General features: G+C 41.3%; 14 protein-coding genes and 1 other annotated feature. Of the genes, 4 read left to right on the top strand and 10 right to left on the bottom strand.

Annotated features, from left to right (window positions below; genetic code table 11):
• Positions 1–31: 31 nt before the first annotated feature.
• On the top strand, positions 32–1,315 hold the full coding sequence (locus ACGLYD_RS04360; protein WP_067207472.1) for an NAD(P)/FAD-dependent oxidoreductase: 1,284 nt from the start codon (positions 32–34) through the stop codon (positions 1,313–1,315).
• Positions 1,316–1,431: 116 nt separating this feature from the next.
• Here ACGLYD_RS04360 and leuS read toward each other — a convergent pair whose 3' ends face one another.
• The 4 genes from leuS to ACGLYD_RS04340 all read right to left on the bottom strand — a co-directional run bounded on the left by leuS (position 1,432) and on the right by ACGLYD_RS04340 (position 6,840).
• A complete protein-coding gene (leuS, locus tag ACGLYD_RS04355) occupies positions 1,432–3,849 on the bottom strand; it encodes a leucine--tRNA ligase (protein ID WP_399631575.1) in 2,418 nt (805 codons plus the stop codon).
• A 63-nt stretch (positions 3,850–3,912) separates the two neighbouring features.
• Positions 3,913–4,133: a binding site (T-box leader), on the bottom strand.
• A gap of 42 nt (positions 4,134–4,175) precedes the next feature.
• A complete protein-coding gene (locus tag ACGLYD_RS04350) occupies positions 4,176–4,835 on the bottom strand; it encodes a 3-oxoacid CoA-transferase subunit B (RefSeq protein WP_067207467.1) in 660 nt (219 codons plus the stop codon).
• Between the two features lie 18 nt (positions 4,836–4,853).
• Complete coding sequence (locus ACGLYD_RS04345) at positions 4,854–5,540, bottom strand: CoA transferase subunit A (RefSeq protein WP_340741792.1); 687 nt, start codon at positions 5,538–5,540, stop codon at positions 4,854–4,856.
• Positions 5,541–5,652: 112 nt separating this feature from the next.
• Positions 5,653–6,840 carry an MFS transporter gene (locus ACGLYD_RS04340; RefSeq protein WP_067207461.1) on the bottom strand — a complete coding sequence of 396 codons (1,188 nt, stop codon included), beginning with the start codon at positions 6,838–6,840 and terminating at the stop codon, positions 5,653–5,655.
• Between the two features lie 146 nt (positions 6,841–6,986).
• On the opposite strand from ACGLYD_RS04340, the gene ACGLYD_RS04335 reads away from it, so the two are divergent.
• Both ACGLYD_RS04335 and ACGLYD_RS04330 read left to right on the top strand, forming a co-directional pair.
• Positions 6,987–7,946, top strand: coding sequence for a TIGR01212 family radical SAM protein (locus ACGLYD_RS04335; RefSeq protein WP_067207459.1), 960 nt, complete (start codon positions 6,987–6,989; stop codon positions 7,944–7,946).
• Entirely contained in the window at positions 7,943–8,530 is a 588-nt protein-coding gene (locus ACGLYD_RS04330) for a class I SAM-dependent methyltransferase (RefSeq protein ID WP_067207456.1), read from the top strand. Before ACGLYD_RS04335 ends, ACGLYD_RS04330 begins: the two co-directional genes overlap by 4 nt.
• Before the next feature lie 579 nt (positions 8,531–9,109).
• Here ACGLYD_RS04330 and ACGLYD_RS04325 read toward each other — a convergent pair.
• The 6 genes from ACGLYD_RS04325 to ACGLYD_RS04300 all read right to left on the bottom strand — a co-directional run bounded on the left by ACGLYD_RS04325 (position 9,110) and on the right by ACGLYD_RS04300 (position 16,024).
• Positions 9,110–9,835: an SDR family NAD(P)-dependent oxidoreductase gene (locus ACGLYD_RS04325; RefSeq protein ID WP_354314414.1), complete on the bottom strand. Its 726-nt coding sequence runs from the start codon at positions 9,833–9,835 to the stop codon at positions 9,110–9,112.
• Between the two features lie 365 nt (positions 9,836–10,200).
• Complete coding sequence (locus ACGLYD_RS04320) at positions 10,201–11,538, bottom strand: CitMHS family transporter (protein WP_067207450.1); 1,338 nt, start codon at positions 11,536–11,538, stop codon at positions 10,201–10,203.
• Positions 11,539–11,757: 219 nt separating this feature from the next.
• Positions 11,758–12,465, bottom strand: coding sequence for a response regulator (locus tag ACGLYD_RS04315; RefSeq protein WP_187047272.1), 708 nt, complete (start codon positions 12,463–12,465; stop codon positions 11,758–11,760).
• Positions 12,458–14,122, bottom strand: a complete 1,665-nt coding sequence (locus ACGLYD_RS04310) for a sensor histidine kinase (protein WP_067207446.1) — start codon at positions 14,120–14,122, stop codon at positions 12,458–12,460. The genes ACGLYD_RS04315 and ACGLYD_RS04310 overlap by 8 nt, the downstream gene beginning before the upstream one ends.
• Before the next feature lie 535 nt (positions 14,123–14,657).
• Complete coding sequence (locus tag ACGLYD_RS04305) at positions 14,658–15,248, bottom strand: 3D domain-containing protein (RefSeq protein ID WP_354314418.1); 591 nt, start codon at positions 15,246–15,248, stop codon at positions 14,658–14,660.
• Between the two features lie 179 nt (positions 15,249–15,427).
• On the bottom strand, positions 15,428–16,024 hold the full coding sequence (locus ACGLYD_RS04300; RefSeq protein WP_067207441.1) for a 3D domain-containing protein: 597 nt from the start codon (positions 16,022–16,024) through the stop codon (positions 15,428–15,430).
• 126 nt (positions 16,025–16,150) lie between these two features.
• Between ACGLYD_RS04300 and ACGLYD_RS04295 the strand changes: the two genes are divergently transcribed.
• The gene (locus ACGLYD_RS04295; RefSeq protein WP_187047269.1) at positions 16,151–16,669 is read left to right on the top strand and encodes a GNAT family N-acetyltransferase; all 519 of its coding nucleotides are present in this window, start codon (positions 16,151–16,153) and stop codon (positions 16,667–16,669) included.
• Positions 16,670–16,676: the final 7 nt, after the last annotated feature.

Genomic DNA, 16,676 nt, shown 5'->3' with positions numbered 1-16,676 from the left:
ATAATCCATTACCGAAAGGCTTGATAACACAATGACTACTAACCATGTTGATGTAGACGTCATCATCATTGGCGGGGGACCATCAGGATTGATGGCCTCCATTGCCGCTGCTGAAAACGGAAGGAAAGTTCTCCTTCTAGAAAAAGGAAAAAAACTTGGCACTAAATTGGCCATTTCAGGGGGCGGGCGCTGTAACGTTACGAATCGCCTGTCACAAGAAGAAATCGTTAAAAACATTCCAGGGAACGGGCGATTTTTATATGGTCCTTTCTCCGTTTTCAATAATGAAGACATCATTCGTTTTTTCGAAGGTCTTGGCGTTCCGTTGAAAGAAGAAGATCATGGCAGAATGTTTCCAGTGTCGAACAAAGCAAAAGATGTAGTCAATGCATTGCTGACAGAAATGGATCGCTTACATGTTGAAGTGAGATTAGAAACGCGCGTTAAAAAACTTTTGATGGATGAAGAGCAAATTCTAGGTGTCAGACTCGATTCTGGCAAAGAGATCCGTTCACACGCTGTTGTTGTAGCGGTCGGGGGAAAAGCAGTTCCTCAAACCGGTTCAACAGGAGACGGTTATCCATGGGCAGAAAAAGCCGGACATACCGTGACGGAACTTTATCCAACAGAAGTACCTTTATTATCAAATGAACCTTTCATTGTTTCAAAGGATCTACAAGGTCTTGCGCTTCGTGACGTGGCAGTATCCGTCCTTAACGCCAAAGGTAAGAATCTTATCACACATCAGATGGACATGTTGTTCACCCATTTCGGCTTAAGCGGGCCTGCCATTTTAAGATGCAGTCAATTTGTTGTGAAAGAACGTATGAAAAACGGCAACAAGCCCGTTGAGATGAGAATTGACTCAATGCCCGAGCTCAATGAAGAAAAAGTATTCCAACTGCTCAATACCACACTAAAAGAAGATTCAACAAAAGCAGTGAAGAATGTATTAAAAGGGATTGTGCCTGAACGTTGGATGCTATTTTTATTCGACCGGGCAGGAATTGATCCGGCTGAAACTGGAGCTCAGATGCTAGTAGAAAAGATTAGGGCATTAGCTAAATTATTGAAAGCATTCCCAATGAACGTCAATGGTACGCAGCCACTTGAAAAAGCATTCGTCACAGGCGGCGGAGTATCCGTAAAAGAAATCGTTCCGAAGACATTAGGTTCCCGCAAGAAGGAAGGTCTTTACTTCTGCGGTGAAATTTTGGATATTCACGGCTATACAGGCGGTTATAATATCACTTCCGCACTTGTTACCGGCAGGATTGCTGGGATGAATGCAGGAGAATATGCGACTGATCTATAAACGTTGATTATGGAAAAACTTTATTATAGATTGTACGAACTAAACTACAGCTATCCGATACTGGACAACAAAAAATCCGCGTAAGAGGGCCAACCCTCTTACGCGGATTTTCTTTTTTAACCTACTGCAACAATATTAATCAGTCTTCCTGGAATCGCGATGACTTTTTTCACTTCTTTGCCTTCAAGAAGTACTTTCACATTTTCATCTTCTAGTGCAAGCTTCTCTAGATCATCCTTCGTAACGTCTTTCGATACGACGATTTTCGCACGTACTTTGCCGTTGATTTGAACAGCCATTTCAACTGTATCATCGACCAGTTTTGATGCGTCAAATGTCGGCCATTGTTCATACGTAATTGTATCGCTACGACCCAACTTCTCCCATAACTCTTCTGCAAGATGCGGAATAACTGGCGCTACCATTTTAACAAAGCCTTCAACATATTCTTTTGGAATCGAATCCACTTTATAGCCTTCGTTAATGAAGACCATCATCTGAGAAATTGCTGTATTATTACGCATTCCTTCAAAGTCTTCCGTTACTTTTTTCACAGTTTGATGGTAAACTTTCTCAAGCGATCCGCCCGTTTTTCCACCGATTTTCGTGCTAAGTGATCCATCCTCATTGACGAACAGGCGCCAGATACGATCTAGGAAACGACGAGCTCCGTCAAGACCATTCGTCGTCCATGCTTTTGAACCTTCCAAAGGCCCCATGAACATTTCATAAAGGCGAAGTGAATCAGCTCCGTGTGAATGAACGATATCATCTGGATTAACTACATTGCCTTTTGATTTCGACATCTTCTCATTACCTTCACCAAGTATCATCCCTTGGTTGAACAGCTTTTGGAATGGCTCTTTCGTATGAACTACTCCGATATCATAAAGCACTTTATGCCAGAATCGTGCGTAAAGCAGATGTAGAACTGCGTGTTCTGCTCCACCTACGTAGATATCTACAGGCAACCAGCGTTTCGCAAGTTCAGGATCGATAATCATTTCATCGTTATCCGGATCGATGTAACGCAAGTAATACCAGCAGCTACCCGCCCATTGTGGCATCGTGTTCGTTTCGCGACGACCTTTCATCCCTGTTTCTGGATGAGTCACATTTATCCATTCATCGATGTTTGCAAGTGGTGACTCGCCCGTTCCGCTTGGTTTAATATTATCCGTTACTGGTAATACGAGCGGTAAATCTGCTTCTTCAACAGGTGTCATTGTGCCATCTTCCCAATGGATAATTGGAATCGGCTCGCCCCAGTAACGTTGCCTTGAGAACAACCAGTCACGAAGACGGAATGTAACTTTTTTATCGCCTTTGCCTTTTTCAACAAACCATGCGATTGCTTTTTCGATTGCTTCATCTTTGAGTAATCCATCAAGGAAACCTGAATTGACGTGTTTTCCATCTCCAACATATACTTCTGCAGAAACGTCGCCGCCTGCTACAACTTCAATAATTGGCAGATCAAATTCTTTTGCAAACTCATAGTCACGCTCATCATGTGCTGGAACCGCCATAATCGCGCCTGTTCCATATGTTGCAAGAACATAGTCTGCAATCCAAATTGGCATCTTCTCGCCGCTTGCAGGGTTAATTGCGTAAGCTCCCGTAAAGACACCCGTCTTCTCTTTTGCAAGATCTGTACGTTCAAGATCACTCTTCATCTTCACTTCGTTTAGGTATTTTTCAACTGCATCCTTTTGTTCTGCAGTCGTCACTTTTTCAACAAGTTTTAATTCTGGTGCAAGGACTGCATACGTCGCTCCGAAAATTGTATCCGGACGTGTTGTAAATGCTTCAAATGACAAATCAGTTCCGTCAATTTCGAAAGTCAGCTGTGCCCCTTCTGAACGACCAATCCAGTTACGTTGCATGTCTTTCAAGCTTTCCGGCCAATCAAGTTCATCAAGATCCTCAAGAAGACGGTCTGCATAATTTGTAATTCGCAATACCCATTGGCGCATTGGACGACGCTCAACCGGGTGGCCGCCACGTTCTGACTTGCCATCGATTACTTCTTCATTCGCAAGAACTGTACCTAGTGCTGGACACCAGTTAACAGCTACTTCATCGACGTAAGCTAAGCCTTTATTGTAAAGTTGGATGAAAATCCATTGCGTCCACTTGTAATAAGATGGATCTGTCGTATTAATTTCACGGTCCCAGTCATAAGAAAAACCAAGATCATTCATTTGACGCTTGAACGTTGCGATATTTTTCGCGGTGAATTCGGCAGGATCATTACCTGTATCAAGCGCGTATTGCTCTGCCGGAAGGCCAAATGCATCCCAGCCCATCGGATGCAGGACATTAAAGCCTTGCTTCCGTTTGAATGAGCTCAAAATATCTGTCGCGATATAGCCAAGCGGATGCCCGACGTGTAGTCCAGCACCTGATGGATATGGAAACATATCAAGCGCAAAAAATTTCGGTTTAGACGGATCATCCATCATTTTGAATGTTTTATTGTCTTTCCAGTACTGTTGCCACTTCTTCTCAATTTGTCCGTGATTATAACTCATTTAAAATTCCTCCTTGATAAGTAGAAAAGCACTAAAAACAAAAAACTCCCGTCCCTTAAAAAGATAAGGGACGAGAGTAGTATAATTCCCGCGGTGCCACCCAAATTGACGACAAAGCCGCCCAACTTGACTCCTTAACGCGGAAAACGGCACGGGTTAGTAAATCAAGTAATTCACCAATGCAGGCTCCAAGGCGAGTTCATCTCTATCGTACAGGCTTCCACCAACCGCCTGCTCTCTAATAAACGACAGTAAAGATTACTACTCCTCTTCAACACCAAAGCTATTGCTATTAGTTTACCCGAATCATGCCACTTTAACAACAATCATTTTACGCCTTCAATAACATCCTTCACAATTAACACCGCTTCTGTCGAATCAATGACTTCTTGAATAGTGAATCCTTCGAACACTTCTTTCAATTCCAGTCCATCGGCTGTCACGTCAATCAATGCGCGTTCTGTAATGATTTTATGGACGACCGCTTTTCCTGTTAACGGAAGTGAACATTCTTTCTTAATCTTCGCAGAGCCGTCTTTCGCAACGTGATCCATAATAACGATAATTTTTCGCGCGCCATGAACAAGATCCATCGCACCGCCCATTCCTTTGATCATCTTGCCAGGAATCATCCAGTTAGCCAAGTCCCCTTTTTCAGACACTTCCATCGCGCCAAGTATGGCAACATCGACATGTCCTCCGCGAATCATCGCGAATGATTCAGCACTGTTAAAGTATGCTGAACCTGGAATAGATGTAACAGTTTCTTTTCCCGCGTTAATGAGATCCGGATCAACTTCATCAGCTGCCGGATAAGGTCCAATACCTAACAATCCATTTTCTGATTGAAGTACGACTGTTTTTTCAGGTGATATATAATTAGCAACGAGCGTTGGCATACCAATTCCAAGATTGACGTAGTTGCCGTCCTCGATTTCCTTTTCAGCCCGTCTTGCGATTCGTTCCCTTACATTCACTTCTCCCATATCACAATTCCCCTTTCCTTAGCGAGTCGTCAGACGCTCAATTCGTTTTTCTTGTTGCGCCTGCAGAAGTCCTTGGACATAAATGCTAGGTGTATGAATAGTCATTGGATCAAGATCGCCCGTTTCCACGATTTCCTCCACCTCTGCAATTGTGATTTTCCCTGCAGCCGCCATCATTGGATTGAAGTTTTGTGCGGTCTTGTTGTAAATCAAATTGCCGAACTTGTCGGCTTTTGCTGCACGAATAAGTGAGAAGTCCGCACGAAGCGCCTCTTCAAGAACATACTCTTTACCATCATAGACACGGATCTCTTTCCCTTCCGCAACGAGCGTTCCAACACCAGCCGGCGTGAAGAATGCCGGTATACCAGCGCCACCTGCACGAATCTTTTCTGCAAGTGTTCCCTGCGGCGTCAACTCAACTTCAATTTCACCTGATAGTACCTGACGTTCGAATTCTTTATTCTCACCAACATATGAGCCTATCATTTTCTTAATCTGTTTATTTTTCAATAGTAGTCCAAGTCCCCACTCGTCGACTCCGCAGTTATTTGAAATAACCGTTAAGTCTTTCACACCTTTTTCAACAAGTGCTAGAATGAGTTGTTCCGGAATTCCTACTAGTCCAAATCCCCCAACCATTAATGTTGCACCATCTTCAATCTGTGCAACCGCCTCTTTCGCTGATGAATAAATCGGCTTCATTTTACATCCCCCTTTGAATCTTTTAAAACTTACGTAATAATCCTTCTTCTCAATTAAATCAAACTCTACCGAATGTTGCAATGATAGTAGCGCACAGAAAAAAACGGAAAGCCTATAAGCGGCTTTCCGGTTGATAGCCGGCTTTTTTAATGGGCCGGTCGTATAGCAAGCTAGTGATGATTGGAATGATCATAAATGCTGTCAATATGAATAGCATCACTTGCATACCATATTGGTCTGCAAGAATTCCTCCAATAAATGGCCCAAACATCCGCCCCATTGTAGCAAAGGAATTGACAATTCCTTGATAAAAGCCTTCCCTTCCTTTAGGAGAAAGTTGGCTCGCAATGGTCGGCACAGCCGGCCAGACAAACATTTCCCCAAACGTCACAATCACCATTGCAACAATGAACATTGTAAATGAAGCTGCAAAACTGACTACAATATAAGAAATACTAAAAATAACAATCCCGATAATTATTTGCGTTTTTATTTTATTTTCCAACCTAGAGATGACTGGCTTAATGATTGGTTGTCCAATCACAATCAGCAATCCATTTATCGTCCATAACAAACTATATTGTTTCAATGAAATACCAAGTGATAATGAGTGGGTAGAAATTGTCGTCATCCACTGGGAATAGACAAGCCACATAATCAGATAACCGCCTGAAATGATAAGTAGCGCATAAAAAGGTGCTTTTTGACGAATTTTCTTATTCTCCTTAATGACACTTGTGTGACGATCAGGTGCAATTTCAAGTTTGCGGTAACCGAAGAAAGCGATAAAGAAAAAGACCACATAAAACACCAAATTCGCAGGGAAAATATAGTCAATACTGACCGAAGCGACAAGTCCTGCTAAGGCTGGCCCAATCGCCACACCGACGTTTTGGGCCAGGTAAATCGAGTTAAAAGCTTTCCTGCCGCCCTCCGGCCAAAGCGTCGCCATCATCGCATACATACTTGGAAAAATAAGACCCCCACTGAAACCTAGAAGCGTCAAAAACCAGATGTATGGTTGCCAGTCATGCCAAAATACAAGGCCAACAAGGCCGATGATTGAAATGATGATTCCAGCCATGATAGACTTAAATCCACCTATCCGGTCAAATAAATAACCGCCAAGCAAGTTACCCACGACACCAGCTCCTGCATTAGCCATCAAGACAAGTCCAGCGACAGAAAGCGATTTCCCTAAATAATCGTGCATATAAATCGTATTTAGCGGCCATAGAAACGAGTTTCCCATGACATTAATGAACATTCCAATCACGAGAAGCCATACTTTTTTAGGCATACCCTACGCCTCCGTCCATATATAAAGTCAGTAAAAGTGTATGACTTTTTCTACATTCAGACAAGACCCATAAAATAAGTTCCATAATTCAGATGATGCCAGTACGGAAAAACATGATACAATTAGCTGTTAGAGGAGTGAATAAAGTGGATAAATTAAACTTACCTTTCCCTACTGAAGGGAAACGCTATCATACATGGTCACGTCACTTAAAAGATGAATTCGGATTCAAAGTAATGAAAGTTGCGCTTGACGCTGGATTTGATTGCCCGAACCGGGACGGCACTGTTGCTTTCGGTGGCTGTACATTTTGCAGCGTTGCAGGATCTGGAGATTTCGCCGGGGACCGAGTCGATCCAATCGACGTCCAATTTGCAGAAATCAGCGAAAGAATGCACAAGAAATGGAAAGATGGCAAATACATGGCCTATTTCCAGGCATACACAAATACGCATGCCCCGCTTCCAAAGTTAAAAGAAAAATTCGAAGCGGCATTAGCGCAAGAAGGCGTCGTTGCATTATCAATCGCAACTCGTCCAGACTGCTTACCTGACGATGTTGTCGAGTATTTAGCTGAGCTGAATGAACGAACTTATTTATGGGTTGAACTTGGCCTACAAACTGTCCACGAAAAAACGGCAAACCTTGTCAATAGAGCCCATGATTTCAAATCCTACGTTGAAGGTGTCGAGAAATTGCGCAAACACGGTATTCGTGTCTGCACACATATCATCAACGGCTTACCGCTTGAGGATTATGACATGATGATGGAAACGGCACGTGAAGTTGCAAAACTCGATGTTCAAGGCATCAAAATCCATCTTCTTCATCTACTTAAAGGAACGCCAATGGTGAAACAATACGAAAAAGGCCAACTTGAATTCTTGGAGAAACAAGAATACATTGACCTAGTTGCTGACCAACTTGAAATTCTTCCACCAGAAATGATTGTCCACCGCATTACAGGTGATGGTCCAATTGAATTAATGATTGGCCCAATGTGGAGCGTCACGAAATGGGAAGTGTTGAATGGCATAGACAAAGAACTCGAACGTCGTGACAGCTGGCAAGGGAAACATTATGCAGGGGCGGTAGAATTGATTTGAAGCTACATCGCATTCTTCCCTTCGCAAGACAATTATTTAGTGAAACAGTCAATGCTGGTGAAACCGTTGTTGATGCAACTACCGGCAACGGCAACGACACACTCTTTTTAGCTGATCTCGTCGGTGAAAATGGACATGTTTTAGCATTCGATATTCAACAGGCAGCACTCGACTCAACAGCCGAACGACTCGGTAATTTAAGTGAACGCGTGTCACTAATATTGGATAGTCATGCAAACGTTGAAAAATATGTTAGCGGACAAATTGGCTGCGCCGTGTTCAACCTTGGTTACTTGCCGCATAGTGAAGATTTGTCAATTGTTACAAAAGCCGACTCTACAATCAAAGCAATCCATACAATGCTTGGGTTGCTGAAAAAAGGCGGTATCATAGCGGTTGCTGTCTATGATGGACATGAAGGTGGCGGAGAAGAGCGGGATGCACTTCTGGCTTATGTAAAAAACTTACACCAGGCTGATGTCCATGTCATTCGTTATGAAATGATCAATCAGCGAAATAATCCCCCGTTTTTGATAGCCATGGAAAAGATGAAGGATTTTATAACAGTAAAACTAGTTGAATGACAAAAAAGGTTGCCCGATTGAAATTAAAATCAGAGGCAACCTTTTTTCTGTTGTTTTTTAGTTTCTGATTGATTGAACAGCTTATATGCTTGGGACACAATGCTACTTGATCGGTAAACCAGTTATATGATCGGGTCGCGACGTTATTTGATCGGCAATCCAGTTATATGATCGGGACGCAATGCTGTATGATCGGCAAACCAGTTATATGATCGGGACGCGACGTTATTTGATCGGCAATCCAGTTATATGATCGGGACGCAATGCTATTTGATCGGCAAACCAGTTATATGATCGACACGCAACGCCATTTGATCGGCAATCCAGTTATACGATCGGGACGCAACGTTATTTGATCGGCAATCCAGTTATATGATCGGGACGCAATGCTTTATGATCGGCAAACCTGTTATATGATCGGGACGCAATGCTATTTGATCGGCAATCCAGTTATATGATCGAGACGCAACGCTATTTGATCGGCAATCCAGTTATATGATCAGGAAACAACGCTATTTGATCGGCAATCCAGTTATATGATCGGTTCGCAACGCTATTTGCTCGCTTCTAACTTCAGTGTCAAAAATCCCGTAAATCAGCAATCGCACCTACTGTTTTGAAGTCTTCATTCACCATAAATGCAATCAATTGGCCAGCAGTTTGTTCAGCACTGCTTAACAACCCTTTTTCCTTATAGTCTATAAAACGATCAATGAGAGGGAATGCCTCTTCCTTACTTCCCCGAATTGTTTCCTGCATTCCAGTATCTATAATCCCCGGCGCGATAGAAACGATGTCTACTGGGTGTTCCGCGTTCCCCTGCTCAAGTGCGACAACACGTGAGAAATGATCAAGTCCCGCTTTCGTTGTGCAATATGCTCCCCATCCTTCATACGCATTGCGGCCTGCTCCAGATGAGATGTTGACGATTCGCTTCACTCCTTTGAAGTTTTTCAAAGCCCCAATAAATGTATTGGATAAAATCATTGGTGCCGTCAAATTTAATGCTACTGCTTTTGTTATATCTTCCGCATTTATAGCACCCATTATTCCAATAGGATCAACCATGCCAGCGTTATTAATAAGTGTGAATGACACCACTTCTCGTGGGGAAACAGTGATTAACTCATCCATTAGCGCTTCCAGTTTCTCCGTTTCAGAAAGATCTGCTCTAATGAATTTTACACCGTCTAGTTTACTTATAGTGCGTGCAATCCCGATAACGAAATGCCCCTCACTACCTAGCTGCTTTGCAAGTTCAAATCCAATCCCTTTTGACACACCTGTAATAATATAGACGTTCATTTATTCCACCCCTCCTGCATGTATTTCAACCATTCTTTGAAATCGTTCTTTTTTAACGGCTCCTGTACTTACTCTATGAATTGGATAGCATCCCTTAATTCTGAGAGATTGGTCCCGAATCAATTCCCCTCATTGTTACAGTCGACGATTAATGACTCGTTCAGAAAGCACAGCTCGATTTTCTCCAAATTTTTTATGAGCACAAATATATCGAAATCTATTTCCGAGACTTCTACTCCCACTCATCTTTTTCTTTATTGTATCATCCGAATTGACTGAATCACAGTCACCCAGTCAGTTTCGAAAACTATTCAAACAACAAAAAAACAACTTCCCCGAAGGAAAATTGTTTTTCAATTTTAAACTTAGATTTTAATAACACCGATCACAATAGCGATTGCCAATAGAACAACACTGAAACCCCACATCATCATAAATGAATAACGGATATGACGGCCCATTTCAAGCCCTGCCAATCCTAGTGCAAGCCATAGAGCCGGAGATAAAGGACTGACAAACGTTCCAATGATATTTCCGATAATCATAGCATAAGCGACAGAGAGTGAAGATACTCCAAAACCAGTTACAACCTGATCGACAATCGGAAGCAATGCGAAATAATAGGCATCCGTACTTAGCAGTAAATCGAATGGAACACCGAGCACTCCTATGATGATGTGCAAATATGGAATGATGAATGCTGGCAAAACAGTCACAAGATCTTTTGCAATCGAATTCAACATATCCGTCCCATTTAGAATACCTAAAAACGAACCTGCGGCCAAAATGATCGTTGCCATAAGAATCGCACCTGGTGCATGATCTTTTATGCGCGACATCTGGTCCTGTATATTAGGATAGTTAATAGGTAAAGCAATACTGACCCCAATCATAAATGCGAATCCAGCTGGAATTACGCCCCAGACCAAAACACCGATTACACTGATTGCTAATATGACGTTTACCCAATAAAACCTTGGTCGGCTCAATAACTTTTCCGCGACCGTATCTTGACCCTGATTAACATTTACCGGCAATTCAAGTGAGTCATCTACGGACATGGATTTTTCATCCGCTAATATGTTTTTCGCGATGCGACGTTTTTCACGAAGTCCAAGTAAAACTGCCAAAACAACTAATAATACTAGGCCGATTATTTGAATCTTAATGAGTGGTCTCCACAGTTCAGTGACATCCATATCAAGCACTGCCGCGGTTCTTCCTAACGGGCCAGCCCAAGGAACCATATTCATTACACTTGCACTTGTTCCGACCAACATGAGCAACAAATAGGGACTCATCTTTAACTTTTTATATAACGGGAGCAAAGCGGGGATTGTAATTAGGAACGTCGAGGCTCCTGAACCGTCCAAATGAGCGATTGCAGCAATGATGACAGTACCAACAGCCACTGCAATAACATTTCCACGAGTAAGTGATATCATCTTATCAATGAGAGGGTCGAATACCCCTACATCCTGCATGATTCCGAAAAACAGTATCGCAAAAATGAACATGACAGCAACACTGAAGACAGATTGCGTTCCACTTGTGAAAAACTCACCAATTTGTTCGAAGTTGAATCCTGCACTGAACGCCCCCACTATCGGAACAAGTACTAGCCCTACAATTGGAGAGACTTTGCCACTTATAAGTAGCACAACAACAATGAGTATTGTAAATAAACCAATAATACTAAGCATAATTTCCTCCTTCTAGTAAACGGCTGTTTACTAATGAAAAGGAAGTTCACATATTGTAAGCGGATACATCAATTTTCACAACGATTGAAAATTTGTTTCGACAGACAAAATGATCCCTCTCTTTTTCAAAGTTTTCTATACTCAGAAACTTATCATAAAGAGGTTAGAAAAATAAGTTTAATTAAGTAAAAACATTATTGATCTTTCTGTGTGTTTTGTTCATTTTGTCCACGGTATGTATTTTCGTTCAGGCCGCCCGATGTCTCCATATTTTAATTGTGCTTCTGCTTCCTTAACCGACACTAAATACTCTAAATAACGTCTTGCGGTTGATCGACTTACCCCCACTCTTTTGCCAGCGTCCATTGCCGTAACGCCAGAATTATCGGTTGCCTGTATAACATCTTTTATTTTATCTAATGTAATTTGGTCAATTCCTTTCGGTAACTTTCCTATCGCAACAGTTTCAATCTTTTGGGATGTTTGCAAACCTGTCAACCAATCGATTTCATCTTGTTCAAGCTCTTCCCTTGAAGTCAAAAGGACGTGCTGATTACTGAAACGTTTCAACGTCTGTTCAAAACGGATGAAATCTGCAGGTTTCACAATATAATCAAAAATTCCGCCACGTAACGTTTCAGCAATGGTCGTTACCTCCTTAGCTGCAGTCACCATAATGACGTCAATTTCAGTGAACTCTTTTCGTAATTGCCAAAACAGACTCAATCCTTCGGTATCAGGTATATAGACGTCTAATAAAATTAGATGTGGCAACTTCGCTTTGTTCCGCAATAAAATCAATGCTTCTTCCGCAGTTTTAACAACTTCCATGACAGTAAACCCATCTACCCGATTGACGGATTGACGATTTATTTCAGCAATTCTAAAGTCGTCTTCCACTATTAATACTTGAATTGTTTCACGCATTGTTTTCTGTCCCTTCACGTGGATTTTTCGGTATGGAGACAACAAAACAAGCTCCACCCAGCTCTCCTTCTTCTAAATAGAGTGCTCCATTCACTTCGGCTATTAGCTGTTTCGTCAAAGCAAGCCCGAAACCACGATTCGTGCCTTCTTTCGAAGTAAATCCTTGTTCAAATATCTTTTGAGCTAGCTTCTCAGTAATTCCTTCTCCTGAATCCTCTATTTCAAAAATGATATCATCACCTATATCAGTGAAAAAAATCGATATCTTTCGGTTTGAGGAAGGATTCTTTTTCACTGCGTCCATTGCGTTATCAATTAGGTTCCCTATTGTTGTCAATAACACCTCACTTTTCTTCTCAGATAATTGATTTTCCAATATACTATCCTGGTGAATTACCAAATCTATACCTGATTCATTCGCCTGATTTAATTTCCCTAATAAAATTCCACTTATTAGCGGATCTGCTACTTTCCTTATCAATATACGAATCCAGTTTTTTTGCAAGTTACTTTCTTTTTGAATATAATCAATAACTTCCTTTTTCTTTCCCAGTTGTAGTAAGCCGAGTATCATATGTAGCTTGTTTGAGAATTCATGGGTTTGGGCCCTTAATGCATTTGCGTATTGTTTAACCCGAGTCAGCTCCTTCGTTAACGACTCAATTTCAGTCTTGTTCCTAAAAGTGGATACCGTCCCGATGAACAGCTGTTCAAAGTAGATTGGAACAGTGTTTATGAAAACACTATTATTACCTATCACTATTTCCTTATCAGATAGCCCGTTTACGTCATTCAACAACACGGATAAATGTTCAATTGGAGATACTTCTTGTATTTTTTTACCAACGTAATAATCTGATGCAATCTGTTTATCGAATAATAAAAGTTGTGCAGCAGAATTTATCATCGTGATCATTCCATTTTGATTTAATGCAATAATCCCTTCATGCGTCGACTGAAGAATCGTTTCTTTTTGGATCAGCAAATGGGTTATTTCCTCTGGTTCTAATCCATATAATACTTTTTTAATATACGATGCAATGATGATTGCACCGATAACTGCAACTCCTGCAATGAGCAACAAGACAATCCATAACTGACTATTATAGTTATGGATTATAGTTTGCATATCATTAGCTAAAAAACCGACAGATACGACACCGACAATGTTCCCGTCAAGGTAAATGGGTACTTTCGCCCTTAATGAGCTGCCTAATGAGCCGATCGCTTTTGAGAGGTACGATTCACCACGCACTAATGCCCTCTCATTGTCTTCCCCCATCATTTTCCCTCCGACTTTAGCGGCTATAGGGTGAGCATACCTTATTTCTTCCGCATTTCCGATGACGATGAATTCAGCGCCAGTCACCTCTTGAATTGGTGCAATAATCGGACCGATAATTGACGCAGGATTGTCATCCTTAAATGCATTAACCAGTTCGGGGATATGTGCAACGCTTTCAGCAACGCCGAGCGCCCGATCTCCCATCTGCGTTTCTAACATATCAGATATAAAATAATTCATAAAGACCCCGATGACCAAGACGATTGCGATGATTAATATACCAATGAGAAGAATCATTTTCAATTTCAAATTAACTGTTACATTTGGTTTGATATGGGGATTTTTTATGTCACTTTTTTGGAAATAAATCATTGCTTGAAACTCCTTAAAGTTCGATTAATAGGTGAATACGAAATATAGCAGACAGGGCTATGAATAGCAATGTACTGATATGTATTATACATTTTATGTTTCATACTCCTTTACTTCAATAAGAAAAGCGAAAGGCTCCCTTTAAGACGCGACAGGTATAAGTCGGACAAAGGGAAGGCAGTCTAAGTTCGCGACATCATGTCGCAACGACTGCATACCTGCATCCTTGCAAGCACGACGTGGCGTTCTTTGACACATAGCTAGATTACTTATGACTAGAGCGGTTAACGCCTGAAGTCTAGACACTGTTCCAAATCTAAAAACTTATCCTTTCAAGAACAAAAGCGTAAGCGCCTGTTCAGCCCCGACAAGCGCTCTTTGCCTTTACCTACAGGCCAGAAGTGACTCGAGGGGCTAGGCGCTGGAGTCTAGACGTAAAATCTCTACGTTACAACTTATCCACAGTACGAGATTTCATGATTTCCTAGACAATAAAAAAAACTTGCCTAATCGATCAGGCAAGCTTTGATAGTGATTATTCGACTATTGTTATTTTGACATTTTTTCGCCCCCACTTATAGGCCTCGCTTTTCGTAGGTATAAATACATCAATTTTATTTCCTTTAATCGCGCCTCCAGTATCACCTGCAATCGCGTATCCGTACCCTTCTACGTGTACTTTCGTTCCAAGTTTGATAACATTCGGATCGACGGCAATCACTTTTAGATCTGAGTTTTTTCTTAAATTTATGCCCGTTTTTGTGATACCGGAACAACCATTACAATAAGCTGTATATGCAGTTGCCGAGACGGTAAATTCTTTGCCGGCATTCGTAGACGTTGACCGTGATACAGCTTTTGATGCGGGCTTATCAGCTGTTGCAGCTGCTTTCTTAGATTTCTTAGCGTTTGAACCGATACTCAGTTTTTGATTCGGGAAAATGAGATCCGATTTCAAATTATTCCACGACTTCAATTTCGCTACTGTTGTATTATGCATTTGAGAGATTTTGTATAATGTATCGCCTTTTTTGACTTTATACGTTGCAGATGAGGCGAAACCCTCATTTGCTCCGCTAATTAATAAGACAATCGTCAGGATTAATGTCAAAAGTATGTTTTTCATTTACTCGTCTCCTTGTATTTTATTCTCAGGAGACAGCTTGCCCAAGTTGTATGACAATAACATTACAATGAGTTGTCTTTTTCATTACAAAGAGCAAGCAAGATTAAGAGCACACTTTGACTGTAAATCGACGCATAAAAAGCGCCAACCCTCCAATCGGAAAGTTGGCGCTTTATCATTTAATTCAGTATTTTTATCGTCACGTTTTTACGACCCCATTTATACGCTGCCTCTTTTGTCGGGAAAAATACATCAATCTTGTTTCCTTTGATTGCGCTTCCCGTATCACCGGCGATTGCATATCCGTAGCCTTCCACATATACCTTCGTTCCTAGTTTAATGACACTTGGGTCAACAGCAATGACTTTCACATCCGGGTTACTTTTCAGATTAATACCTGTTTTTGTTACTCCTGAACATCCATTGCAATTGGCCGTAAATGCACTGGCCGAAACAGTGAATTCTTTGACAACATTATCAGAATCGGATCGAGATGGTGTTTTCGCAACTGATTTAACCACTTTTTTCGGTGCTGCTGCTTTTTTAACTACTTTTGCCCCAGAAGCGACTTTCAGCTTCATGTTCGGCTGAATTATATTTGACTTCAAGTTGTTCCATGATTTTAATTTGGAAATGGATACGTTATGCATCTTAGATATCGTGAATAACGAATCACCTTTTTTAACTGTGTAATTTGGCGATGCTGCCCAGCTTACATCTGCTCCGCTGACCAATAATGCAATCGTAAGAATGAGGGTCATTAATAATTTTCTCAATTACTCTACTCCCTGCTATTTAGTCTATACTTATAATAGCAATCGACTATTACAGGAACATTACAGAAAGCTGTCTTTACCATTACAATCAGTATGTGTATTATTACATTCAAAGAGGTGTCTGCAATGAATACGATTACTATTCGTAGAGCGGCAAGGAACGATGCCGCGGCCATAACTGACATACTTATAACGAGTCAATGGTTTACATACGACAAGCTTTATTCCAAGGATTATATTACTAAACTAATTGACCAATATTACAGCGTGCAACGTATTGAGCAAGAAATCGTCTCTATTAATGAACAATGGCACGGTTATTTCATTGCTGAGTCAAATGGAAAAATCGTCGGTGCTATTGGCGGCGGAATGACTAGTAAAACTGCGGGAGAAGTATATGTCTTTTATTTAGACCCTTTAATGCGAGGAATGGGTATTGGCACACGACTTCTCGACTTCTTTACTAAAATACAGAAATATACGTATGGCGCAAATGAACAATGGGTTTCCGTCGCCAAAGGAAACCATTATGGCATTCCCTTCTATGAGGCTCGCGGATTCATCTTCCAGCATGAAGAACTTGCATATGGAACTTCTAAAGAGGATCAAGATATCTCTCTGAAATATAAGCGCGACATTACATAAAATAAGG

It is taken from the genome of Sporosarcina sp. SG10008 (assembly GCF_044569405.1).
GTDB lineage: Bacteria > Bacillota > Bacilli > Bacillales_A > Planococcaceae > Sporosarcina > Sporosarcina psychrophila.
Note: the sequence above shows the minus strand (reverse complement) of the source record. Positions and strands in the feature narration are given on the sequence as shown.

Bases quoted from the DNA above. Each gene is read 5' to 3' on its own strand.
- ACGLYD_RS04325 (WP_354314414.1), bottom strand. From the start codon at position 9,835: ATGAACGTCTATATTATTACAGGTGTGTCAAAAGGGATTGGATTTGAA.
- ACGLYD_RS04315 (WP_187047272.1), bottom strand. From the start codon at position 12,465: ATGCGTGAAACAATTCAAGTATTAATAGTGGAAGACGACTTTAGAATT.
- ACGLYD_RS04350 (WP_067207467.1), bottom strand. From the start codon at position 4,835: ATGGGAGAAGTGAATGTAAGGGAACGAATCGCAAGACGGGCTGAAAAG.
- ACGLYD_RS04345 (WP_340741792.1), bottom strand. From the start codon at position 5,540: ATGAAGCCGATTTATTCATCAGCGAAAGAGGCGGTTGCACAGATTGAA.
- ACGLYD_RS04340 (WP_067207461.1), bottom strand. From the start codon at position 6,840: ATGCCTAAAAAAGTATGGCTTCTCGTGATTGGAATGTTCATTAATGTC.
- ACGLYD_RS04305 (WP_354314418.1), bottom strand. From the start codon at position 15,248: ATGAAAAACATACTTTTGACATTAATCCTGACGATTGTCTTATTAATT.
- ACGLYD_RS04295 (WP_187047269.1), top strand. From the start codon at position 16,151: ATGAATACGATTACTATTCGTAGAGCGGCAAGGAACGATGCCGCGGCC.
- ACGLYD_RS04310 (WP_067207446.1), bottom strand. From the start codon at position 14,122: ATGATTTATTTCCAAAAAAGTGACATAAAAAATCCCCATATCAAACCA.
- ACGLYD_RS04360 (WP_067207472.1), top strand. From the start codon at position 32: ATGACTACTAACCATGTTGATGTAGACGTCATCATCATTGGCGGGGGA.
- ACGLYD_RS04320 (WP_067207450.1), bottom strand. From the start codon at position 11,538: ATGCTTAGTATTATTGGTTTATTTACAATACTCATTGTTGTTGTGCTA.
- leuS (WP_399631575.1), bottom strand. From the start codon at position 3,849: ATGAGTTATAATCACGGACAAATTGAGAAGAAGTGGCAACAGTACTGG.